Source organism: Gloeothece verrucosa PCC 7822 (assembly GCF_000147335.1).
GTDB lineage: Bacteria > Cyanobacteriota > Cyanobacteriia > Cyanobacteriales > Microcystaceae > Gloeothece > Gloeothece verrucosa.
Map to the genome: position 1 here is coordinate 710,051 of NC_014533.1, position 26,998 is coordinate 737,048.

Here is a 26,998-nt window from a genome sequence, read left to right on the forward strand (position 1 = left end):
CAGGTAAGAAGACGAAAATGGAAAATTTAGAAGCCAATTTTTTCAATTTAGAATCTTTAAACAATGGTAACGATGCAGCACTGGGGTTAAATGATCCTTTTGCCCAAGCTCAACAATTTTTAAAAATGCGTCCACAACAGTTAAATGTGGAGGAGATTGGCGAAGAAATTGCTTTAATATCTCCGGAAAATATTGTTCACCCTCAAAGCGGCTCTGTTGAAAATCGTGTACCGTTTGGCTCTGGAAACAACTCACTTTCAACGGGAGCTAATTTGCCTAATTTACTTTTTCAAGCCAAAGAAAAAGTTAGTCATACTCTAGCTCAATTTCTCGCTCAACCTGACTACCGCGAGCGCTTAGAAACAACTTTTGGCACAGTTTGGAATATTGAGACGGCTACCACCCTTATAAAACCTTTAGCTAGTGGCCAACAATATCCCTCTATCGAAATACTTTCCCCCGATATATTGCTCTCACAAGGGGCATTCAGCCAACAAAACTCGACAATTTATCTTTCTAGTCAGCTTTTTAGCGGAACAAATAGCAATGTAGAAAATATATCCTCAATTTTACTAGAAGAATTGGGACATTATTTAGATGCTCAACTCAATCTGGGAGATACGCCAGGAGATGAAGGAGCAATATTTGCCGCCTTGATTAAAAATATTAATTTAACGCCGCAACAGCAACAACTTTTACAGTCCGAAGACGACAGTACCACCCTCTTAATAAATAATCAAATTCTCAAACTCGAACAATCAACTAAAGAGATTATAGGAACAAGTGGACGGGATATTTTAACGGGAAGTGCAGAGAATGAACGATTTATAGGTGGACAAGGAGCAGATTTAATCACTGGAGGGTTAGGAAATGATGTCTTTGTTTACCAGAGTTTTAGAGATGCAGGAGATACAATTAAAGATTTTGAAGTCGGCAAAGATAAAATTGATCTGACGCTTGTTTTGCAAAGTTTTGGCTATACAGGATTAAATCCTTTAGAGGATGGCTATGTTCAATTGAGTGTTTACAGTGGAGGAACGGTTGTCTCGCTTGATAGTGATGGCAACGGTTCCTTGACCCCAAGACCTTATATTTATCTTGAAAATATTCAACCAGAGCAGTTAACTTTTAGAGACATTCTTCCTAATAAGGGTGAACCGCCGACAATTACTGTCAGTTTACTGAATGATACAGGAAGTTTTAATAATGATCGCCTGACTTCTGACCCGACAATAAGCGGGCAAATTGTTTACAAGAGTCAACTTACTAATGTTAAAGCTCAATTAAATAGTAACCCTGTTGAAATTTTATCACTGATAGCGGCTGATGGTAAATTTACCCTTAATAGTGCCCAACTAGCTCAAATTAACGGAGGAAGTTTAGCCGATGAAAATTATACCCTAAAGTTGACTGCACAAGATGAAAAAAGGAATATTTATTCAGTTTATAGTTACAATTTTATTTTAGATAAGACTGCACCAAATTTAACTTTAGACCTAGACCCTAACTTCGATTCTGCCCCCGTTGGAGACTTAAAAACAACCTTTGAAACAGTAGATTTAATAGGCACAGCAGAAGCAAATTTAACAGTGTTTTTAGGGGGATTAGGTACGACGGCAAATGGATTAGGAGAGTTTAAATTTAAAGGTCAGTCTTTAGAATTAGGTAATAATATTTTTAGTTTATCGGTCACTGATTTAGCCGGAAATATAGGAAAATTTAATCAAACAATAGAAAGATTAGCTCAACAAATCAATCATGCTCCAACAGACTTAATTTTATTTCCTGATACCCTAGCTGAAAATAGTGGGAATAATAGTCTTGTGGGGATGTTTAATACTCAAGATATCGATGAGGGCGATAGCCATATTTATGAGCTAATTTCAGGAGCAGGAGATAGTGATAATTCTGCCTTTACTATTGTTGATAATGAACTGAGGATTAAAAACTCTCCAGATTTTGAAGCGAAACCTGATTATAACATCCGAGTGAGAACCACTGATACAGAGGGGTTAACTTACGAACAAATTTTTACTATTAATATTACTAACGTTAATGAATCTCCTACCGCGTTGACCTTGAGTAGAAATGCGATTGCCGAAAATCTTGCTCCTAATTACCCGATTGGAACATTTACTACCAGCGATTTGGATGCGGGTAATATTCATAGTTATAGTTTAGTGTCGGGTACAGGAGATAGTGATAATTCTGCGTTTACTATTGTTGGGAATGAATTAAGGATTAATCAATCTGCTGACTTTGAGACAAAACCTTTTTACAATATTCGGGTAAAAACTACTGATGCAGGGGGATTAAGTTATGAACAAACCTTTACAGTTAATGTTATTAATGTTAATGAATTTCCTATTGCAGATGAAAATAAATTATTAATTGTTAATGAAGATAGCGGCGAAACTCCCTTGAACATTCAATCTCCTACTGATGTGGATGGAGATTTATTGACGATAACGGTTAATGTAGTTCCCAATAAAGGAATAGTTCAATTAAGCAATGGAACTATTCTAAAAACGGGAGAGACTTTAAGTATAAATCAACTAGAAAACCTCAGCTTTATTCCCAATGAAAATGCCAATGGAGAGGCAGGAACATTCAGCTATACAGTCAGTGACGGGAATGGTGGTACAGATGCTCAAACCATTAGCTTTATTATTAACCCCGTTAACGACGCACCCACTTTAATTGTTCCTCCTGGAAAAACAGTTAAAGAAGCAACTAACTTAGTCATCTCGGGTATTAACATTAATGATATTGATGCAGAAAACCTCAGAATTAGCTTAACAGTCAATCACGGAATACTCAGTCTCAGTCAAACTAATGGATTGACATTTACCAGTGGAGATGGAAGCGGAGATAATACTTTAATCTTTACGGGAACCCTGGCAAATCTCAATGCTGCACTCAATAATTTAGTCTATCGTAGCAATAATAATTTTAGTGGAGATGATCCTCTCACAATAACAGTTAATGACCTCGGTAATACAGGTTCTGGAGGAGCATTAGAAGTTATAAAAACTCTCAACATTACAGTGACAGCACTTAATTCTCCCCCAGTCGCCGACGAAGATAAACTGCTAACAGTCGATCAAAATAGTGGTGCAAATTCCTTGAATATTAAGCCGCCAACAGATGTAGATCAAGATCTTTTAACTATTACGGTTACTGCTATTCCCGAGCCGGCTAAAGGAAGTATAAAATTAGGAACACAAACCCTAACAGTTGGGCAACTTTTAACCGGACAAGAGTTACAAGAATTAGGATTTATCCCCGCTAATTCAGTGACCGGAGATGGAGGAATATTTAGCTATACGGTTTCTGATGGACAAGGCGGAACGGATAGTCAAACTATTACTTTTAATATTTCACCAGTCATTATTTTACAAGAAGGAACCAACTTTAAAGTTATCCACTCTGAACAAATAACCGTTCCCGCCGCCCTTTCTCTCTTACGTTTCACCTACAAACAACTGAATTTTGATAAAACCGATACAGACTTTATTAACGATGCGTTTGAAGTTGCCTTAGTTGATAGCGATGGAAATAGTTTAGTTCATACGATTTCATCAGGAAAAGATGCTTTCTTTAATGTGACGGAAGATCAATCAATTGCCGTTGGTGCTAGTGCTACTGCCGCCAATGAATCGGTAACTTTAGACTTATCTGGAATACCAGTAGGAACAACAGGTAAATTAATTTTCCGTCTGGTCAATAATGATAGTGATACTTTAACCAGTGTTCGTATTAGTAATATAGAAATTCTCCCCAGTGGCGGCAGTGGAATTAGTAGCTTTACCCCTCAAGTTGGTAATTCATCCAATAATAACCCCATTAACTTTGCGGTTCTAGATGATGTTTCCAGCAGTGCTAAAGCCGAGTATCAACAGACATCTTTTAATGAAGATAGCAAAATTTTATCAACAGAAGTTGGGATCAAAAATATTGGAAATTATGGGTTTAATGGGTCGTTAATTGTAGCGATTAAAGGGTTAAGTGACCCAAATATACAAGTAATAGGGGCAGATGGGTTTACGCCTGAAGGTTTACCTTATTATGATTTTACCAATTTAGTTAATAATCGAAAATTAGATCCCAGTCAACTCAGCCAAACCAAAACCTTTACCTTCAAAAATCCTCAAGGAATACAGTTTACTTACGAGTTAGTTATTCTCACAGAAGTTAATAAAAATCCAGTTATTGAAACCACGCCCGTCATTGAAATTATAGGGGGACAAACTTATCAATACGATGTCAATGCTACGGATGCAAATGGGGATACTTTAACTTATCAGTTGGCGATCGCCCCTACCGGAATGACCATTGATCCCCAAAGCGGATTAATTAATTGGACAACAACCCTTGCAGATATCGCCAATCATCAAATCACCCTACAAGTGACTGATGGACGGGGAGGAATTACACAGCAAAATTATAGTCTTTCCGTGATTGCTGCGCCACCAAACCGTCCGCCAATCTTCACCTCTATTCCCGTAGTCGATGCTTATATTAAACAGTTATATCAATATGATGCTAACGCGATCGATCCGGATCAAGACCCTTTAACTTATAGCTTAATTATCGGTCCCAATGGAATGACGGTTCATCCCGATACTGGGTTAGTAGAATGGACACCCCCACCCGCCTTAATTTTAGGGGATACCGTATTAGGACGCATTGCGATCGCCGGCGAACAAGATGAATTTAACTTTGCTGGAGTCGCCGGACAACGTATCTATATCGATTCGCTTCAGTATTCAGGTAGTTATAATAACTGGAGTTTCGATATTTTCAGTCCTAGTGGTACTCAAATTATTAACGATGATCTTGACGGGGGATTACTATTTACCCTGACAGAAGACGGTAACTATCGCATTGTCGTTGATGGGAATGATGACTTTGTTGGCAGTTATGCCTTTAAGATTATTAATACAGCATTAGCACCCGTCGCTAACTTTGATATAGTTATTTCCAGTAATTTATCACCGGGTTCAGAAGATGATATCTACACCTTCCGTACCGGCGGAGGACAAAAACTGTATTTTGATGCACTCAGTGCCGATGGAAGCTTAGGATGGGTACTCTACGGGCCAGGTAATCAAGTGATCGGTTCTGATAATAATTTTAACGACCTTGAACTCAATCTATCCGTATATGGTGACTATACTCTACTGGTTTATGGAAGGGACAGTTTCACCAAGACGGTTAATTACAGCTTTAAGATTATTACCCCGGACTTAACTACCCAATCTTTGATGCTAGATACTAATATTACGGGTAGTATCAGTGAAAAAGGAGAATACTATACCTATACTTTTACTGGAAAAGCGGGACAGCAACTCTTTTTTGATAGTTTAGGAAGTGACTTCTTCTATGGTTATCTTTACGATCCCAACGGACGACAACTCTGGCAACATAATATTCAAAATGATCGTGGAATAAACGATGGATTAGTATTACCTATTGATGGGACTTATACATTACAAATTGATGGGGGACGAGATCAGGATAATTATGCAGTTACGGGTAATTATAAATTCCGTCTTTTGAGTCGAGACAAAGCGAAACCTTACAGTTTAGATACTGATATTACAGGAACATTTGACGAGTCAGCTAGAGGAAGTGTTGAGTATAAATTTAGCTTAAGCGATCGCACTTATATTTATTTTGATGGACAAAGTAATACAAATGCTTGGATTCTTTACGGTCCAAACGGACAATATATTAGTTCTAATAACTTAAATTCTGATACAGAATTCTGGCTTAATAGCGGAGATTATTATCTAGTTACTCAAGGTTATGGAGATGCTAATAGTGCTGATTATAAACTACGTTTAATTACCCCAGAAGTTTCTGCTACAACTCCCTTATCTTTAAATACTACTATTAATAGTAATATTAGCGAGAAAGGGGAACAGGATATCTATACATTTACCGGCAATATTGGACAAAGATTGTATTTTGATGTCCTTAATCAAGCAGGATACTATGCGTTAACCAGCGCCAATCTCTACAGTCCCAGTGGTCGTAATATTTTAAGTCGATGGTTATATGACCAAGATCCCGATCCGATTACCTTAACTGAAGCGGGAACTTATCGCTTAGTTATTGATGGAAATGGGGAGAATACTGAAAATTATAGTTTTAGTTTATTAGATATAGGATTAACAACGACGATTAACTTAGATACGGATATTACCGGACAATTAGAACCCGGACGAGAAACCCATTTCTATAAATTTACAGCTAATGCAGGACAACGATTATACTTTGATTCATTAAGCAGTTCTTCTAATACCAATTGGACACTCTATAATCTCTCAAATCAAGCATTAGTTAATCAAGGATTCAGCGATTTTGAATATACCCTATCTAATAGTGATACTTATTTTATCGCTGTACGAGGATATAACAATACACCAGTAGATTATAAGTTCCGTCTCATTACTCCCGACACTCAAACCTTATCTTTAACGTTAGGAAGTGTTATTAATTCTGCGATTAGTGAAAAAGGGGAACAAGATGTTTATACCTTTAGCGGAAATATTGGACAAAGATTATATTTTGATGTCCTCAATCAAGGAGGATATTATGCCTTAACCAGCGCCAATCTCTATAGTCCCAGTGGTCGTAATATTTTAAGTCGATGGTTATATGACCAAGATCCTGATCCAATTACCTTAACTGAAGCGGGAACTTATCGCTTAGTTATTGATGGAAATGGAGAGAATACAGAGAATTATAGTTTTAGTTTATTGGATGTGGGATTAGCCACCACTATTAATCTTGATACCGATATCACCGGACAATTAGAACCGGGACGAGAAACTCATTTCTATAAATTTACAGCTAATGCAGGACAAAGACTCTATTTTGATTCGTTAAGCAATTCTTCTAGTACCAATTGGACACTTTATAATCTCTCAAATCAAGCATTAATTAATCAAGGATTCAGCGATTTTGAATATACTCTATCTAATAGTGATACTTATTTGATCGCTGTACGAGGATATAACAATACACCAGTAGATTATAAGTTCCGTCTCATTACTCCCGACACTCAAACCTTATCTTTAACGTTAGGTAATGCCATTAATTCTGCAATTAGTGAAAAAGGAGAACAAGATATCTATACCTTTAGCGGAAATATTGGACAAAGATTATATTTTGATATCTTAAACCGAGGAGGATACTACAGCACTAAAGCCGACCTTTATAGTCCCAGTGGTCGCAATGTTTTAAGTCGGTGGTTCTACGATCAAGATCCAGACCCAATTACATTAACTGAAGCGGGAATATATCGCTTAGTTATTGATGGGAATGGAGAAAATACTGATAGTTATAGTTTCAACCTAAATGACCTTTCTTTAGCAACAGAAATTACTAGCAGTATAGGAAAAGGAGGTATTGTTAATCCTGCTAATAACCATACTTATTTCTTGACAAATTCAGCAATCTGGACTGATGCCCGAACTCAAGCACAAGCTAAAGGAGGATATTTAGTTACTATTAATAATGCTGCTGAAAATCAATTTTTAGTCGATACATTTGGGGGTTCAGAATATTTATGGATAGGGTTAAATGATGCTACTGTTGAAGGTAGTTTCCAATGGGATAATGGCGAACCAGTTACTTATACTAATTGGAATGCAGGACAACCCGATAATTATTTAGGAATAGAAGATTATGCACACTTAAACTTTGCCAATGCTGGACGCTGGAATGATTTACCCAATTCTCCAAGTCAATTAGGTGGTGGTTGGTCTTCCCAAATACGCGGTATTATCGAAATTAACAATACTTCTGGTGTAATCCCCGCCACAGAAATTTTTGGAACATTAAATTCTGCACAAACAACCAATTTCTATAAACTCTCAGGCAAAGCCGGACAAACCCTACGTTTTATTCCCACTCTGTCTCCTTCAAACACCAACTGGTTCCTCTATAATTCAGCCAATAAAACTATTATTAATTCTGGGGCAAATATAAGTCAAACAGTAACTTTGTCAAATACTGATAATTACTATTTAGGGATTCAAAGTTCTAACAGTACCCCTGTTAATTACCAGTTTAAAATTGTCGAACTTAATAATCCTAACTCTTTGCCTTCAACTGATATTCCATTAACGATCGGGTCAATAGTCAATGGCACAATTAATACTACTGGTCAAACTCAAAGCTATAGTTTTAATGGAACTGTCGGACAACAGTTATTTTATGATTCTTTAGGAGGAAATTACTTTAAACTCCGATTCTATGATCCAACGGGAAGAGAAATTTATAATACTGATAGTCGTTATGATCGCAGTTTTGATAACGGTTTAGTATTAGGAATGAACGGAACCTATCGAGTAACATTAAGTGAAGGTACAGGTAATTATAGTTTCCGATTTTTAGATAAAGCCTCAGCAATTTCAATTAATCTCGATACCAATATTACAGGAACATTAGACAATGGCGGCATAGAATCAGATAGTTATCGCTTCACCCTAACCGACAAACAATATTTATACTTTGATGGACAAACGGGAAATTATGATAATGCTTGGATTTTATATGGTGCAGGCGGACAATATATTACCAGTAAATATTTCTATCAAAGTCAAAATTCTGTTTCTTACAATGATGCCGAATTTTCATTAGATGCTGGCGACTATTGGTTAGTGATACAAGGGAACGCGGCTGAGTCGTGGACCGGCGGAAGTAACGATTACAAATTCCGTATTGTTACTCCTCAATTGAATACTGCACCCCTGACAATGGGAACAGTAATTAATGGCAGTATTAGTGAAACTGGAGAACAAGATACTTATACCTTTACTGGCACAGCCGGACAACAATTATTCTATGATGCTTTAGGAGGAGATTATTTAAAATTCAGATTCTATGACCCCACAGGACGAGAAATATTTAATGTAGATAGTCGTTATGATCGCGCACCCCATGACGGATTAACATTAGCCTTAGATGGAACTTATCGAGTAGTGATTGATGGGGAAGGAGACGGAATAGGTAACTATAAATTCCGTTTATTAGATAAAGCCTCGGCAATTTTAATTAATCTCGATACAGATATTACAGGAACTTTAGACAATGGCGGCATAGAATCAGATAGTTATGGCTTCACCCTAACCGGCAGACAATATTTATACTTTGACGGACAAACCGGAAATTATGATAATGCTTGGATATTATATGGTCCAGGTGGTCAATATATTACCAGTAGAACTTTTTATCAAAATTACAATTCTGTTTCCTATAACGATGCCGAATTTTCATTAGATGCCGGCGACTATTGGTTAGTCATACAAGGAAACGCGGCTGAATCTTGGACAGGCGGAAGCAATGATTACAAACTCCGAATTGTTACCCCTCAATTAAATACTGTACCCATGACAATTGGTACAATAATTAGTGGCAGTATTAGCGAAACTGGAGAACAAGATGCTTACACCTTTACTGGCACAGCCGGACAACAATTATTCTATGATGCTTTAGGAGGAGATTATCTAAAATTTAGATTCTATGACCCCACAGGACGAGAAATATTTAATGTAGATAGTCGTTATGATCGCGCACCCCATGACGGATTAACATTAGCCTTGGATGGAACTTATCGAGTAGTGATTGATGGGGAAGGAGACGGAATAGGTAACTATAAATTCCGTTTATTAGATAAAGGTGCTGCAACTGTTGTTAATCTCGATAGCGACATTATAGGAACATTAGACAATGGAGGATTAGAAGCTGATGGTTATCGCTTCACTCTTACAGAAAGAAAATATTTATACTTTGATGGACAAATAGGAAATTATGATAATGCTTGGATATTATATGGTTCAGGTGGACAATACATTACCAGTAAAACTTTTTATCAAAATCAGAATCCTTTATACTACAACGATGCCGAATTGTGGTTAGATCCCGGTAATTATTGGTTGGTCATACAAGGGAACGGCGCAGAACCTTTTACAGGAGGAAGTAACGATTACAAACTGCGAATTGTTACCCCCGAATTAATCACCAATCCGATGACCCTCAATACAGATATTAGTGGCACAATTAATGAAAAAGGTGAACGAGATTACTATACTTTCACGGGAAAAGCCGGACAAGAACTGTTTTATGATTATCTCGGCGGAGATTACCTCAAAATGTATGTATACGATCCAGCCGGACGATTAATTGTCGATACTGATAGTCGATCAGATCGCGGACCCGATTATTACAGTAACGGATTAGTGCTAAAAATAGACGGAACTTATCAAGTTACTGTAGATGGGGAAGGAGAAGGAACAGGAAATTATAAATTCCGCTTCTTAGACCGTACAACAGCTAAAAAAGCCACCTTAGATACAGATATTACAGGAACCTGGGATAATGGGGCGCGAGGAAGCGATGCTTATCAATTTAGCCTCACCGAACGCACCTATCTTTATTTTGATTCTCAAGGGGGTGCAGGCGCTTGGATTGTTTATAAAGAAAATGGGCAATATGTAGATGCTAGAGACTTACGGAATAACGATAACGAATTCTGGCTAGATGCCGGCAACTATTTTTTAATTATGCAAGGCTATGGGGATAGTAACAATGCTAACTATAAACTGCGAATTGTCACCCCAACCTTAAATACTACTCCTTACAGTTTAGGCAGCGTCATTACAGGATCAATTAGCGAAAAAGGAGAGCAAGACTACTACACCTTTGAAGGAACCGCAGGACAACGACTGTTCTTTGATAGCCTCCTTTACACTAACAACACATACCTATCCATAACTACTCCCAGTGGTAAAGCGATCGTTAATGGTGCTTATACTCGAGATAACCGGATTAACATTATTCTCGATGAAACTGGAACCTATCGAGTGACATTTGATGCCAATGGAGAAACAACCGAAAATTACAGCTTCCGTCTGTTAGAATACGGTGCAGCCTTTTCTCATGCGGTTTCACAAGCAACCCCCACAAGCTTAAATACTGAAATTAGCGGCACGTTTGACGATCCCCAACAACGAGAATCAGACTTTTATCGCTTTACAAGTACAGCCGGACAATATCTCTATATCGATACTCTAGAGGGAAATTCTCCTAATGGCTGGACAATTTTCCGTCCTAATGGAGAATTGTTACTTAGCGGCTATCTCTACGAAGATAAAGAAATCCGCTTATCCGATACAGGAGAATATACCCTAGAAGTTTGGGGTGTTGGTTCTGGAAATAAAAACTATAAATTACAATTAATTACCCCAGAATTTAATACAGTTGCTTATACCCTAGGGGAAACCATAACTTCTCAAATTACCCAGAAAGGAGAACAAGATATCTACACCTTTACCGGTACAGCCGGACAGTGGCTTTACTTCGATCAATTTAGCGGCAATAGTAATCTCAAAGCGAGGCTTTATAGTCCCACTGGGGTAGTAGAAGTTGATGATAATACCGATAGTGATTGGAATCCTGTAATTTTACGAGAAACAGGAAATTATCGCTTAATTATCGATGGACAAGGAGAAACCACAGGGGTTTATAGTTTTGCCCTACGCGATCGCCAATTAGCCACTCAAATTAATTTAGGAACCACTCTTACAGAACAACTTAATGCGGGTAATGGGGCTAAACTCTATCAAATCAATGGACAAGCCGGACAAGTTCTTCAGTTTAATCATTTAGGACAAATTATTACCTCCCAAATTGACTCAACGACTGGTCATGCTTACGTTTTAACCGATTTGCCGGGAACTTGGAACGAAGCCCAATCAATGGCCCAAAGTATGGGAGGACATCTCGTTACCATTACCTCGGCGGCGGAAAATCAGTTTTTACTCAATCAATTTGGGTCTTCTCAAAATTATTGGATTGGGTTGAGTGATGCAGTTGTTGAGGGTAATTGGCGGTGGGTAAATGGAGAACCCTTTAACTATGCAAATTGGGGGAATGGGGAACCCAATAATGCTGGGAATGAAGATTATGCTGTCTTTAACGGGAGTGGAGTAGGACGCTGGAATGATGCACCCCCTAACTACGCCAGCTTACGAGGAATCGTCGAGAATGATGGGACAACGCCGTTACGGACTAATATCTGGCAAGGGGCTAATTGGGTATTGTACGATCCTAGTGGACGAGTTGTGGCTAATCCCAGTGCCAATAGTCCAGATTTTCAATATAGTTTAGCCAGCAGTGGAGTTTATACCCTAGCGGTTTTAGGAAACAGTAGCAGCCCGTTTAACTATGAATTCCAGGTAACAGACGTTACTCCCACCTCAATAACATCCTCTGGACTCAATCAATTACAAAGTGGTAGCCTTAACGCCGGACAGGTCATTAATTATAATTTCAGTGCTAACGCCGGGACTTTAGTCTATTTAGATACTCAAGATAATAGTAGCTGGCAAATTCGCTATCGTTTACTTAACCCTGATGGTAGCTTCCTTTTCAGCGATCACGATGGAACAACTGATCGCCTTCCTTTCAACCTCTCCCAAAGCGGACAGTATACTTTACAAGTCTTTGGCTATTACAGCAACACCACCGGTAACTATGAATTTAATTTACTCGAATTACCCAAGAGTTTAGCCTCTCGTGCCGCTAATTATTTAGAACAGGGTAGCACTATCTCAGGTAGCCTCAACAGTGGAGAAACTAAGATTTATAGCTTTGAGGGACTCCAAAATAACAAAGTCATGTTGAATATGATGAGTGCTAATGGAGTACGAGTCAGCCTCTATAATCCTAACGGAACTCAAATCTTTAGCGGCGACTACGATTCTTATTATCAATGGTATGATAACGGGCTTTATTCTCTGGCCCAAAACGGCAAATATTATCTCGCTGTCAGCGCCTTTACCGGAGCAAATCGCAATTATTCTTTCCAATTCCTCACCCCAACCGAAGCCCCCGAAATTGCTTATGGAATCAGTGAGCAAGGAACTCTAACCCCTGGACAAGCTTCCACCTTCTATACTTTACAAGCTAATGCCGGTGAGCGGCTGTTCTTTGATATCCAATCTACTAACGCCCCTAACGGCAATTATCGCTGGATTCTTTACGGTCCGGGAAATAACGCTCTTTTCAACCAAGAACTACGCTACAACGCCGAAGTAACCTTGACAGCCGGAGGGCAATATACCCTCTATCTCCAAGGCGGGCCTGATGCAACCCCTATTAACTATCAATTCCGCGTTTTTAACCTCGATCAACCCATCCGTGACATCTTAACCCCCGGCTCTGGGGAACAGTCGAGTAATGCCACAGGTGCGCTAGGATTGTTTGATGTCAAGTTAGGGGTACGAGATGGACGCGGCGGTACAGCCGTACAAGACTATCAAATTCGCCTTTGGCCTGACCCAGAAAATAGCAATCCCGTTATTATTAGTAACCCAGAAACCCGCTTGGCTCTCGATACTAAAGCCTATCGCTATCAACTTAATTCTATCGATCCCGATGGCGATCCCCTAATTTATCGACTGTTGGATGGCCCGGCGGGTGCTTTCATCAATGGTGAGACGGGAGAATTACTCTGGTTCCCAGAAACAAACGTTAAACCAGGGGATAAAGCAACCTTTAGCGTTGAAGTTAATGATCGCCGGGGCGGTTTCGATAAACAAACCTTTAGCGTTGATGTGTTTGGTGGACTAGGAACCATTCGAGGAGGCGTATTTGATGACCTCAATGGGAACGGTTTCCGGGATACTAAACTCATTCGAGGGGACGATCCGGCCTTAATCTTTACTATTGATGTTTCCGGTAGTACCGCCGCTCCCTTCCGAGGGAAAGGAGACTATGAAAATATTAAAACTGTTGTCGATGCACAAGTGGCTGCGGCTCAAGTGTTGTTAGATGCAATTGTTGCTCAAGGGGCGGGCGATCGGGTTAAAGTGGGATTAATTCTGTTTGGGTCCGATGCAACGATTCAAGATTTAGACCCCACTACCCCAGGGTTACAGCAATACATAACCGTCAACGCCGATGCCGATCATAATGGAAGACGAGACTTCGACCAAATTCTCAAAACCCTTCGTCCTGGCATGATTCCGGGTGGCACAGATATACATAAAGCCCTCGATAAAATCGATACCCTTTTCGATGTGCTGCCGGGCGATCCAAACTTCATCTTTATGTCTGATGGTTATGATAGCGAGTTTGATAAAGCTAGAGCTAAAGTTACTATCGATGACCTCAAATCTAAAGGGGGCAATATCACCGCCTTTGCCATTGGAGAAGCCGCCACTACAGAAAACTTAAAAGCGATCAATCCAGATGCGATTCAAGTTGTGGACTTTGACGAACTGTATAACATCTTCTTTGGGTTTGATGACCGCTATGCGGTTGAACCCTGGTTAGAAGGGGTAACGGTTTATCTCGACCTCAATAATAACCAAGTTCTTGATCGTAATGAACCCTTCCGAGTCACGAAAGAGGATAACAGCGTTAACACATTAGGCAATACCAAGTATTACTATACCTTTGACAACCTGCTGCCCGGTAACTACACCGTGCGGGTAGAAGTGCCTAACGGCTCCCTCTTAACTGCGCCTCCAGCGAACCAGATACCGGTCATTGATACGGTAACCCTGCAAGGGGAAACCTTTAATCATCTCTTCGGACTGAGTAAGATAAGTGATCCCCCCAATGCTGACCCGATTTTCCTGTCCACTCCTCCGACTAAGGTGCAACTGAAGGCGGGACAACTGCTCAAATATGATGCAGATGCGCGTGATGTTAACGGCGATCCCCTCACCTATCAATTGACTTTCGCTCCCTCTGGGATGACCATTGACCCAGAAACGGGAATTGTCGTCTGGAACCCCACCAAGCAACAAGTTGAACAAGCTTATCAAGAATTACGACAACTTAACCAAGCTGCAATTGATAGAGGACGTTTAGATTTAGTCCAGCCCTTACCTCTGTTTAATGTCCTCATCTCGGTTAAGGATGGGCGAGGCGGCACAGCATTGCAATATCTTAACGTTGAACTGCTCTCTGATAATCACCTGCCGGTTTTCACCTCAATTGCGCCCGAAAACGCGATCGCCCAAGTCGGTAAACCCTTCCGCTATCAAGCTGCCGCTCAAGATCCCGATGGAGACACCGTGACTTACTCCTTAGTTGCAGGGGCACCGGCGGGAGTTAGCATGGATGCAAATAAGGGATTACTCACTTGGACTCCAGCAAGTAATCAGTTAGGAGCCAGAGAGTTTACGATTAAAGTTGCTGATGGAAAAGGAGGAGAAGCCCTGCAAACCGTCTCCCTAGTCGTTAATGCACCTATCCCAAATCAAGCACCAGTAATCACTTCTAATCCCCGCACTAGCACCCGTACTGGTGAGGTTTACTTCTACCAAGTTCAAGCCAGTGATCCCGATGGGGATGTTTTGACTTATAGTTTACCCGTCGCCCCGGCAGGGATGACCATTAACAATGGTTTGATTACCTGGCAAACGACAGCCGCTCAATCGGGAAGTCAAAATGTTACCTTACGAGTCAGTGATGGGCAAAGTTTCACCGAGCAAAGTTTTAGCGTTACTCTGGCTCATCGCAGCGCGAATAACATCCCTATTATTACCTCAAGTCCTAACACCGTTACCAATCTCGAACAAACCTATAGTTATAACCTGACGGGACAAGATGCTGATGGGGATCTGCTGTTCTGGAGTTTAGAAACAGCACCGGCAGGCATGGTGATTGATACCCAAACAGGGGCATTACGCTGGCTTCCGACTAGCAGTCAATTAGGGCAACATTCGGTGATTGTTCGCTTATTTGATAATTTTGGCGCGTTTTCCACTCAAGAATATACCTTAACGGTCAATGGAACCAATACTCCCGCCAGAATTGTCTCTACCCCTATTACCCGCGCCGCAATTAATCAACCTTATACTTATAATCTTACAGCGACCGACCCAGAAAATAGTCCCCTCAGATACAGTTTAGGGCGTAAACCCAACGGAATGACTATAGACTCAACGGGCAAAATTGCATGGATACCCACCCAAGCCGGCAATTATGATATTGACCTCATTGTTACCGATGTACAAGGCGCAACCACTACCCAAACCTATCAGCTAGTCGTAGGAACACAAGCTATTAATCGCGCCCCCAATATTACCTCAACACCTCAATTTGTGGCTAATGTAGGCAGTTCTTATCAATACCAAATTCAAGCCAGCGATCCCGATGGGCACACCTTGACCTATCAACTCGTAGACGCGCCTCAAGGGATGACGATTAATGCTAATACGGGGTTAGTACAATGGAACAATCCCATTACAGGTAATTATAAGGTTGTAGTTGCGGCTTTTGATTCCGAAGGATTAGGAGTAACTCAGGGTTACACCTTAAATGCTAAAGTCAACAGTCTACCCGTGATTCGTTCAACCACTCCCCCGGTTAGCGCGACTCCCGGCGTACCCTACCGCTACGACATTCAAGCTACCGACCCAGATGGCGGAAGTTTAACCTATACCTTAGATGCCGCTTCTGTGGCTAAAGGGATTACGTTAGATGATCGAGGGAGACTAAGTTGGACTCCTTCTGCCTCTCAAACCGGAAACCAAACGATTACCTTAACCATTACCGATGCAGCAGGGGGACAAGTAACTCAAAACTTTAATCTAACCGTTGCACCAGATACCACTGCTCCAAAAGTTACTCTCATTCGCAGTGTCAATATTGCTAATCAAGGTGATGAAGTTTTCTTCCAAGTGAGAGCGACCGATAATATTGGTATCGCCAATCTACAACTTCTCGTTAATAACCAGCCTATCCTAGTAGATGCTAATGGGGTTGCTCGCTTGAAAGCTGCTCAGGTAGGAACACTAGGGGCAAAAGCGATCGCCACTGACCTCGCAGGTAATAAGAGTGAAGCCACTACAAGCATATTAATTCTAGATGCAACCGATACAGAAGCCCCCACTGTCCAGTTAGATTTATCGAGTATTAGCAACGGTACAATTACCGCACCCACCGCCATTCGGGGCACAATTAATGATTCAACCCTGCAATATTACACCCTCGAAGTTGCGCCACTAGAAGGGAATGCACCCTTTAAAGAGATTTGGCGCGGAACAACCTCGGTGACTAATGGGGTATTAGGTCAGTTAGATCCCTCATTGCTTGCTAATGATACTTATAGGTTACGAGTGACCGCTTATGATGCTGGGGGTCATATTAGCACTCTTGAAGATACCATCAGCGTAGCAGGGGATTTAAAACTGGGCAATTTCCAACTCTCCTTTACAGACCTTGAAATTCCCGTGAACGGTATTCCTATTACGTTGACTCGTACTTACGATACTCTCACTGCTAACAATCAAGATGACTTCGGTTATGGCTGGCGGATGGAATTCCGGGATGCAGATTTACGGACAAGTGTAGGTAAAGATGAATTCTTCGATGAGTATGGCATTCGGGATAACGGGTTTTATAATGACCAAACAAAAGTCTATATAACCTTACCTGGAGGCAAGCGAGAAGGATTTACTTTTCGGCTTAAAGAATATAACTCAGTAATTAATGCTTATCTGCGACGTGCGGCTGCCGGTGCAGGAGTTAGCGAAGATACGGGGCTTTACATTCCTTCTTTCATCCCTGATGAAGGGGTAACTAGCACCCTAACAGTGCCTACGTCTGGAATTGTCCTCCTGCGAGGTGACGATGACCGCGCTATTCCCTTTAGTGGAGGGAGTGCTTATCGCTTCTATAATCCTCAAGACTGGGGCGGCTATTACACCTTAACCACCCAAGACGGCATCGCTTATCAAATTGATGCTCAAACAGGAGATATTAATAGTATTACTAATACAAACGGCAACAAACTTAGTTTTACTGATGCAGGAATTACCAGTTCGACGGGTCAGCAAATAACCTTTGAACGGGATAGCAAAGGGCGAATTACTGCTGTTATTGATCCTTTGGGGAATAAAATTCAATATCAATACGATGCTAAAGGCGATTTAATTGCTATTACTGACCGAGAAAATAATAAAACGGAATTTGTTTATGATGACAGACAACCTCACTATCTCGAAGAAGTGATCGACCCATTAGATAGAAATGGGGCAAAAGCTCAATATAATGATGAGGGACGTTTAGTTAAACTCATTAAGACAGATGGGAATGCAGTCGAGTGGGTTTATGATCCTGATAATTTCCTGCAAACTGTGAAAGATGGGTTAGGAAATCCCACAACTTATGAATACGATGAGCGAGGAAATGTTATCACGATTATTGATCCGCTAGGCAATATTAGTCAATTTACTTACGATGACAAGAACAATCTAACCAGTGAAACCGATCCCCTTGGCAATGAAACTATTTATACTTATGACGCTCAAGGGAATATCTTAACTAAAACAGCACCAAACGGGGAATTAGTTCGCTATGCTTATGATTCTTATGGACAATTAACTCAACTGAATTTATCGACAGGTGCGAGTTTTAAATGGGATTATGATCGGCGTGGAAACTTATTATCCATTAAAGATGGGGATGGTAAAGTTATCAATTTTTATACCTATGATAATTCTGGACGAGTTATTTCAGAAGGCGATTCTTTTGGTACATCTTTCTATACCTACGATAATTTGGGTAATCTTATCGAGCAAAAAGATCCCAATGGCAAAATTACAAAAATGGAATATAATACTGCCGGCAATTTAATTAAAATGATTGACCCAGACGGCAGAGTTGCTACGTTTAGTTACGATAAACAAGGACGAAAAACTAATGCTGATTATGGTGAGGGAATTTCGGTAAATTACAGTTACACCGGGTCCCTCAATGAATGGACGACCGCAGAAGGTCCCACAATCGGTAAGATCGAACGCAAATTAACGTCTAATGGAAAATTAGCGGGATGGGTTGCACCAGATGGTAGCACTTTGACCTACGAGTATGATGCTGCCGGACGCTTAACAAAAGAAACCGATCCGTCAGGGAAAATTACGGAATATACTTATGATGCTGCTGGGCGATTAATTAAAATAAAAAATGCTACAACAGGGGCGACTGTAACCCGAGATTACGACAAAGTGGGACGAGTGATTAAAGAAATCGATCCGTTCGGCAACGCGACCACTTATACTTATGTTCCCTATGAAGATGAGATTGCCTCGGTTACCGATGCTAAAGGCAACACTTGGACTTATGACTATACTGAAACCACAACGACTGTAACCGATCCTTTAGGCCGTAAGACAACTTTGGTAAAATCGCCCTATTTCTTACCGATTGAAACTCGCTATTCTGACGGTAAAAAGCAAAGTATCGAGTATTTACTGAATAACAGCCTCCAAGAAGCCGAAAATTATCCTACTCGCTTTGTGGATATTGGAGGTAATGACCGCGCCTTTACCTACGACAGTTTTGGTCGTCTGAAAACAGCAACGGATTTAGGAAATGCAATTTACACTTATGCTTATAGCGATGATGGATTAACACAAATAATCAGTCCTACCGGTGAAACCCGTAAATACAGTTATGATGACCTCGGTAATTTAAAAACTATTACTTACGACAATAACACCGTCAAACAATTAGAGTATGGTAACGATAACCGCCTCGTTAAAGTAACCCTTCCTAACGGAGAAACACTTACCTATCAATACGATGAAGCGGGTAATGTCACTTCTCAGGTAATCTCTACAGGAGAAACGATCGAGACAACCTACACAACTTCAGGCAGCATTGCGACGAGCAAAAATGCTGCGGGAACAATCACTTATCACTATGACACCAATGGAAATCTTCAGGGTATTGAATATCCTAACGGTAGCAGTATATTCTACGAACGAGATGTCCTAGGTCGAGTCACCAAAATTACTGAAACAGCATCGGGCAGTATCACAGCAGCACTCACTCGATATACTTATGATGAAGTCGGTAATCTTAAAACAATTACCGATCCAACCGGTGGGGGTCACAACCATGACCTACGATCAAATTAATCGTCTTGTTGAGCGCATTTTACCTAACGGTGTCAAGACTACCTATACTTACAATACCCAAGACCACGTTATCTCAATAGTTCATAAAAATACCGATGGAACCGTCTTAGCGTCTGTCACTTACGAACGTTCAGGTATTGGTGAACCGACAAAAATTATTCGTGAAGATGGATCTTATACTTTACTCGCCTATGATTCAGCTTTGCGCTTAACTCAAGAAGCTTATTATGATGGGGCCGGAACATTACTCGAAAAAATGAGTTACAGCTATGATGAATCCGGAAAACGCATCACTAAAATCGATAAAGCGGGAAATCACAACTACAATTATCAATCAGATTATCAACTGACCAGTATTACAGAAGCCTCGGAAACCGAAGCTTATACCTACGATAACAACGGACGTTTAACCTTAGTATCACGGGATGGTCAAACTTTAGACTTGAATCATGATGTCTTTGATCACTTAACAGAAGTAGAAAATCAAACAACGGGAACGACGCTCGAATATACTTATGATGGAGAAGGTCGCAGAATCAGCGCTATTGAAGGTTCAACTGTGCGCCAGTTCCTTGTCGCCCCGGCTATGGGTGGAGGACTAGAATCGACAGATTTACTTAGCGATGAGCAAGGTAACTTGTTGGCGAATTACATTTATGCTGGCAATACTCCCTTTATGCGTCTGGATGCTAATGGAAATCCCATCTATTACTTGACAGATGGAATTGGTTCAGTCATCGGTCTAGCTAATGCTACGGGTCAAAACATTGGCAAATTTGTTTATGATAGTTTTGGTAATATTCGGGTTGCTAGTGGTTCAGGCATTAACCCTGCTAAAACAGGGGGGGATTTCCGCTTCCAAGGACAGTGGTTAGAGTCAGAAACAGGGTTATATTATTTACGTGCAAGAGATTATGATCCCAAAACGGGACGCTTTTTAAGCCGTGATCCTGTGGATATTATTGAAACTGAGCCGGAAAGTTTTAATGCTTATCAGTTTGCTTATAATAATCCGCAGATTTATAGCGATCCTACTGGCGAGTTTACTTTAATTGAAATTAATACATCTCTCAGTGTTCAAGACATTTTACAATCGATTAGAAGTTATGCCGCTTATGAAACAAAACAATACGTCAAAGACAAAGTAGGTTCTATAATTTCTAATTACCTCTTGCAAGCTATTCAAGCTTTTGTTCCTATTCCCGGCCAAGTTTTTGATGTGTTGCGTAACGGAGATCCAAGAGATGCTGGAAATACACTAGAACGGTTAATTATCGAACAAGTTTGCGGTGTGTTTCATGGAAGTCAATACTTACAATGGCTGTGGCTACAGCCCAGTGTCTCTGAAAATGGCCAACCCATCAGTGATGGTTTCAATTGTCCTGGAGGTCTTAGTATTATTCCTGGTACACGCCGGCCTGATTTTATTTTCAAAAAAGGCGGACCTGCCTCCACAGACTTTGCCGCAGGCAAAGGAGATAAAGCTTACCTTATAGGAGATATCAAGCTATCAGTAACAACTCTTTATAAAGATTATGTGGCTCCTGGTAGTAAAGTAGGACAATGGCACGCAATTAGTAATTATGCTAAGTATCAAAATAAACATCAAGTTGTTCCTATTACTGGATTTATAACTATGTTCCAAGGCCCTCAGCGACAACAACAAAATTATATCAGTGCGCTCGAACGGCTTGCTTTACAGCAACAGGTGGCTATGGTTATTCTTACTTTACTTGGATAATTCATCACCTTTGTAAGTTTGGTGAATAAATTATCTCCCTTAATCTCTCACCCAACAAAAGTGGATTTATATGAAAAAAGCCCGCAGAAGCGGGCTAAAATCCTAAAGGGGGACTAAGTAGGTGGACAAAATTAAAGTTAACTGTGAGATTGGGCAATGGGGTTGCGGGGAAAGGGCAATGGGTAAGAGTTAGGAGAGTTTTACATTTCTTAATACAGAAAGCTTTATTTATGTCCAGGTACTTAACATGGATTTCATATATAGCAGTCAAAGCAAAGGTTGCGAAATTTTAAAAACTTCTTGAGAAGTTTTATATTTCAATCCCACCAAAGAAAAAGAGTTTTTGTCTTTTGCAAAAATTCTGCTAAATCTTCAATAGTTTGGTTATCCAATGCTTCTTCCCAATCTTCTATACTTGCATCCTCACTTAAAGATTCACCGATATATCCTTGAGTGAGAATATTTGGACAAAACTCATAAATTTCTTGAGCAAAGGCATTAAGGTTATCGGGAAGCGTTTGAAATTGCAACTCCAGCCAATCAAAATCAGCACCAATGATTTGAAAAGCGCAAAACTTAGCCCATTGCTCTAAAAGATGAACAATATCATGATTTGTAATATTATAATTAGCTCCATTAGTAAGCTGAATTGTTAAAATATCATAGGAATTGTAGCTTTTGATTAAAATAGCTTTACCTTGATTTTCGGTCTGTTTATACTCAGTAGCAAATAATAAATACCCTTCTAGTAGTAATGCAGATTGAAACTCAGCAATTAGCTCTCTAATTTTAGATAGATGGCCAATAGCACTAACCCCTTCAACAATAAACTTAAGAACATAATCTTGGTATTCTGTGATTTTTTGTTTGAAAATAATTCGCCCTGGAAAAGCCTGTTCATCCAAATAAAAATTACTGCGTTCATTCTCAGGGATGGCTTTTTCTATTGTTACTTTGTGTAGTTGTGCTTGAGTATTTTCTTTGAGCATCAACAAAACTTCTTCCTGAAAATTGAGTTGCAAAGCAATTTTCTTTTCATCTAGGGAAAGTGACATAATCGTTATATTTCTCTTAAAATTATAATTAAATTAACCTTTATTTATGGGAGCATCCCATTTTTGTAAAAGTAAAACATAATTCGCTATATTGAATCGCGAATTAAAAAGCGAGTTATTTACTTTCTTGCTCTCCATCATATACAATGTCAACGGGCACAACTTTTTAAAGAACTAATGGTAGACTGTAATTCGGTATTGTTATAATTGTCAAGTCTAAGTTAATTGTTGTTTTTTGATTATGGACAAATTAACTCGGCAACAAAAAATAGCTCAGTTGAAAGCTGAACGTCATCAAGAAGCCAGAATGGCGATCAAGGACTGTTTACAACAAAAATCGGTTTTTGCTCAAGTGCTATTGAGAGCTGATATTTATAGCAGATATTGGTTGACCAAAGCTGAATTTAAGAGACTTGTCGCGGAAATTTCTTGGGAGTTAGCTCTAGAAAAGTCCGACAAAGTTTAAAAAACTTTATATTGTTCAAATAGTCAAAGAAGTTCAGACTGTAGCTAAATAATAGCTAAATTAGTTAAGTCACCGGTGTAACCTGTAATCTCAATAGACCTCTTGCGTAAATACACATTTTAAGCTAAACAAATAGGTATAAAGCTAAAAGTTTATTCAACCGCCTATGCGCTATAAAAAAGCTGTACAACTGCCTTCATCACAATTTAAACGATTATACGGTGTGTCAAAAGAAACATTTCAAGTTATGATTAGAGAGGTAGCGAAAGCCTCTTTAGGTAGGAAAGGTAGCCCATCTAAACTTTTAATTCCTGACCAAATTTTATTAACTTTACAATATTGGCGCGAGTACAGAACGTTTTTCCATATAGCTCAAGATTGGGGAATCCATGAGTCTACCGCTTCCCGGCTCGTAAAAAAAATAGAAAATATTTTAATAAAATCAGAGAAATTTCGTTTGCCTAGTCAACGTGAGCTACAAAAAATAGAAGCGGCTGTAGAAATAGTTGTTGTTGATGTAACTGAAGTAGAAATCGAACGCCCTAAAAAAAGCGAGTGCGTAATCTGGAGGTTTCCTCCAGATGTAAGACGCACTCAAGACAACAAAAAAGCTTTTATAGCGGGAAACAACGATGCCATACTCTTAAAGCACAGTTAATTATTAATAAAGATACCGGACAGATTATAGCTACAGATTATGGAAAAGGAATCCGGCATGATTTTTATATATTTAAAGCCGGTAAAATACCTATAAATAAAGAAATACAGGTTTTAGCTGATAAAGGTTATCAAGGTATAAATAAGCTTCATCAAAATAGCTTACTACCTCATAAAAAACCCCAAAAAAGCCAATTAAGCCGCCAGCAAAAACAAGAAAATCGTCAACAGGCTTCAAAAAGAATTATTGTTGAACATATTATCAGGCATTTCTGACGGGGTGACAACAAATATTACAATGTACTTCTGATAAGCTTTATAGCATTCTGGCCTCGCTGATAATAAGGTTTTTTATGGGGGCTAAGTGCCATTAATTGTTGCGTTATTTCCCGGAAATCATCTAAACATTCTATCCATCCTTTGCCATGTAAACCAATATAAAAACTACTATGGCGACGTTGAGTTCTTCTTGGCTCCTTTTGACGACAAATATATTTAACTTTTCCTTTTTTCTTCATGTTTTCCCCTGAGATAATGGCACTACTATAAGCTAAAGCAATTAATAAGATTAAGCAACTTAATCGCTTTCCTTGAACCCCTGTTTCCTCTAAATTATACCCTCCACTTTTAAAGTCTCGAAACATTTCTTCAATACCAAATCTTTTTGCATAAGCTTTTAAAGCTACATCCAAATCATCTAAATTTGTTAAAATAAACCAAGCTTCCTCGGCTGACCAGCCTCGATATTTACGTTTCCATCTTGCCACAATATAAGCATTTTTTAATTTTTTTGTTTTAGTAACTTTTACTCCCTTTAGATAAATAGATACTCCTGGTACTACACCCATATCTTTTAATTGAATCCATAAGTCTGATTCTATTTCTATATATTCATTCTTTTTTAATCTTAAGCAAAAATAAGTCTGAGACTGGCTTCTAAGCCACTTAGCTAGGTCAACTGAACAAAATTCCCGGTCTCCTAAAATAACTTTTTTATAGTTTTTTAACAAAGCTAAAACTTTCTCTATAGCACTTTTTTGTTTAAGGTAATTAGTATTGCCTTTTTTGGGAAGAATTTCCCAATAAATAGGAATTGCTCTTCGGTCATAAATTAAACTAATCATTAACAAATTAATTTTTCCCCAACTCGTGCGGTCAATGGCAACATATAATACTTCATCAAGGGAAAATGAGCGAGTTAACCATTTATTAAATAAAGGAAACCAAATAGTTTCTAGATTTAAGTGAGAAAGTGATAAAAAACGTTGAATTTTTTTTCTTCTACTTTCAAATAAAATCTTTTGTGGAAACTGAGTTGCTAATTCCTCAATTCTTACCCACCTATGAGATTGTAAAAGTGTCAGTAAAACTGAACAAATTAAAAATTCACTACGTTTAAGTTGGGTTTTTAAGTGTTCAGTATAAAATAAAGGTAAAAGATTATTTTTTATCATTAAGCTAGACCTTCTTGAGAATAGGGGGTCTATTATTTTTAGCAAAAAGTCTGCAAATACGCAAGCTATAAGGGTTTCAGTCTTAGTTGTCACCCCGCCAGAAATTAAGGCTTTTGTCTAAAACTCCATTCAAATAAAAATTAAATTTATTACCATCATAGGTCATCGCAATATGATTCCACTGATTTAATTGCAAAGACTTAACACTATAGTCATATCGCCAGACTCCATAAATATCTAAAAATACGAAATGAATCCTCATTTCATTAGGAACAATAAATAATCCATAATTTCTCGCTGTGCCGTTACTCGCTTCTTTTGTAATAAGCGGCTGCCAATCTCCTTTAATTTGGTTAGGATTAATCCAAGCTTCAACGGTAAAATTATTAAGACTCAAATTAGAACTATGAGGAATAGAAACATAATCATCTACCCCATCAAAAGCTAGTGCAAAATCTTGTTCAGTATTGCTTGAACTTTCAGAAGAGACTAAAGTAGCTATCTCTTGGTTTGAATCAATATTATTAGAAATCATCATAACCCAACTCCCTAAGAAACCACAACACTACTGTTGGTTACTTATTAAATAAAGTATTCAGTGACAATCTTCATTTATTTGAGAGGAGTTATCATTTGTGGTTAGGGTGGTTTTAATTGCTGTAACTAGCTCAGTTCGTCTAATAGGGTTTAATCCCTATCTACATATATCTCCGAATGTTCATGAGTTAATGTTGATAAAATCTATAAGTAATAACTCCTCAATTATTTGAAAAATTGAACAACAAAATCCCCAAGTTGGTTGAATTAAGATTAAGGATTCTTTTTTAATTCCAAGAGTAGAGAATTGATTTTTTTTTATCTATATGCAATTATACTTATTTTGCTCTTGATTGTTCAATTTTTCTGTTAATTTTTATTAACGGCTTAAGAGGCTATCTATAAAGTCAATCTTAAGAAACAAGGCGGCGTAACATAATTCTTGTCATAACTGCATAAATAGCCGCTTCACTCATTTGAGGCAACTTTTCGTAGTCTTTGCTCAGACGACTCAGCATTCATCCCATCTCTGGTAAACCCGAATTTCCCCAACTCCTCCACCTCACCGAAGACTCTTGCTTCTGTCTCCGTCTGCCCATCAATCAAGTTCCCCTCATCTACCGACTCGCAGGAAAAACCCTCACCCTTAATAAGCATAAAATCCGCCTTGGCTTACCAGAATCTCAATTTATCACCCCTCATCATCTCTATTCCCGTCTCGCTATCATTCGCGGATTTGATGAACCTCAAGCCTTTATTACAACAAGCATTTCAAGTAGATAAAAGAGGATTAATATTACTCACAGGATTAGATCCTCAAACTATGCCATTAATTAATACAATTAACTTACATCAAGCGCTTACCGCCACCTTATTGCAACATAACCAGTTTGTTACTACAATTTTCGACCAATACAAAGTTTCAGGAATCAACTTATATAAAACTCCGCCTTATTTATTACTGAATTTACTGATAGAACTCTTAATTCCTGAGCAATTTTACTTATTATTGAAGGGTAAACCTAATCCACAAGTATCAATAGATGTTACTGCCCACTCAAATTATACAACTTTATTTTTTTACTTTTTATTTAACGTAACGGAAAAATAAGATCTTTAGTAGGCATAGTTAT

General features: G+C 39.0%; 10 protein-coding genes and 1 pseudogene. 7 read left to right on the forward strand and 4 right to left on the reverse strand.

Annotated elements, in window-relative coordinates; all coding sequences use genetic code 11:
- Positions 1-17: 17 nt before the first annotated feature.
- Both CYAN7822_RS29620 and CYAN7822_RS29625 read left to right on the forward strand, forming a co-directional pair.
- Positions 18-19,955: a putative Ig domain-containing protein gene (locus tag CYAN7822_RS29620; RefSeq protein ID WP_013334653.1), complete on the forward strand. Its 19,938-nt coding sequence runs from the start codon at positions 18-20 to the stop codon at positions 19,953-19,955.
- Positions 19,936-21,696 (forward strand): RHS repeat domain-containing protein, encoded by a 1,761-nt coding sequence (locus CYAN7822_RS29625; protein WP_013334654.1) that lies wholly within the window; start codon positions 19,936-19,938, stop codon positions 21,694-21,696. The genes CYAN7822_RS29620 and CYAN7822_RS29625 overlap by 20 nt, the downstream gene beginning before the upstream one ends.
- A 317-nt stretch (positions 21,697-22,013) precedes the next feature.
- Here the strand turns inward: CYAN7822_RS29625 and CYAN7822_RS34960 are convergent, their stop codons facing one another.
- Positions 22,014-22,751 (reverse strand): DUF4253 domain-containing protein, encoded by a 738-nt coding sequence (locus CYAN7822_RS34960; RefSeq protein ID WP_013334655.1) that lies wholly within the window; start codon positions 22,749-22,751, stop codon positions 22,014-22,016.
- A gap of 241 nt (positions 22,752-22,992) precedes the next feature.
- Here CYAN7822_RS34960 and CYAN7822_RS29635 point away from each other — a divergent pair, with 241 nt between their 5' ends.
- From CYAN7822_RS29635 to CYAN7822_RS40590, 3 genes are all read left to right on the forward strand, one after another.
- Positions 22,993-23,217, forward strand: a complete 225-nt coding sequence (locus tag CYAN7822_RS29635) for a hypothetical protein (RefSeq protein WP_013334656.1) — start codon at positions 22,993-22,995, stop codon at positions 23,215-23,217.
- Between the two features lie 166 nt (positions 23,218-23,383).
- Positions 23,384-23,875 carry an IS5/IS1182 family transposase gene (locus CYAN7822_RS29640; protein ID WP_063820755.1) on the forward strand — a complete coding sequence of 164 codons (492 nt, stop codon included), beginning with the start codon at positions 23,384-23,386 and terminating at the stop codon, positions 23,873-23,875.
- On the forward strand, positions 23,773-24,150 hold the full coding sequence (locus CYAN7822_RS40590; protein WP_071881450.1) for a transposase family protein: 378 nt from the start codon (positions 23,773-23,775) through the stop codon (positions 24,148-24,150). The genes CYAN7822_RS29640 and CYAN7822_RS40590 overlap by 103 nt, the downstream gene beginning before the upstream one ends.
- 17 nt (positions 24,151-24,167) lie before the next feature.
- Here the strand turns inward: CYAN7822_RS40590 and CYAN7822_RS29645 are convergent, their stop codons facing one another.
- The 3 genes and pseudogenes from CYAN7822_RS29645 to CYAN7822_RS38160 form a co-directional block, all read right to left on the reverse strand.
- On the reverse strand, positions 24,168-25,328 hold the full coding sequence (locus tag CYAN7822_RS29645) for an IS4 family transposase (protein ID WP_013334657.1): 1,161 nt from the start codon (positions 25,326-25,328) through the stop codon (positions 24,168-24,170).
- Positions 25,329-25,410: 82 nt separating this feature from the next.
- Positions 25,411-25,866: a LamG domain-containing protein gene (locus tag CYAN7822_RS29650; protein ID WP_013334658.1), complete on the reverse strand. Its 456-nt coding sequence runs from the start codon at positions 25,864-25,866 to the stop codon at positions 25,411-25,413.
- Positions 25,867-26,278: 412 nt separating this feature from the next.
- A pseudogene (locus CYAN7822_RS38160) lies at positions 26,279-26,374 on the reverse strand (IS5/IS1182 family transposase); the annotation flags it as partial.
- On the opposite strand from CYAN7822_RS38160, the gene CYAN7822_RS36315 reads away from it, so the two are divergent.
- Entirely contained in the window at positions 26,364-26,648 is a 285-nt protein-coding gene (locus CYAN7822_RS36315) for a type I-MYXAN CRISPR-associated protein Cas6/Cmx6 (protein WP_071881451.1), read from the forward strand. The pseudogene CYAN7822_RS38160 and the gene CYAN7822_RS36315 overlap by 11 nt on opposite strands.
- Positions 26,605-26,976, forward strand: a complete 372-nt coding sequence (locus CYAN7822_RS29660; protein WP_041934101.1) for a hypothetical protein — start codon at positions 26,605-26,607, stop codon at positions 26,974-26,976. The genes CYAN7822_RS36315 and CYAN7822_RS29660 overlap by 44 nt, the downstream gene beginning before the upstream one ends.
- Positions 26,977-26,998: the final 22 nt, after the last annotated feature.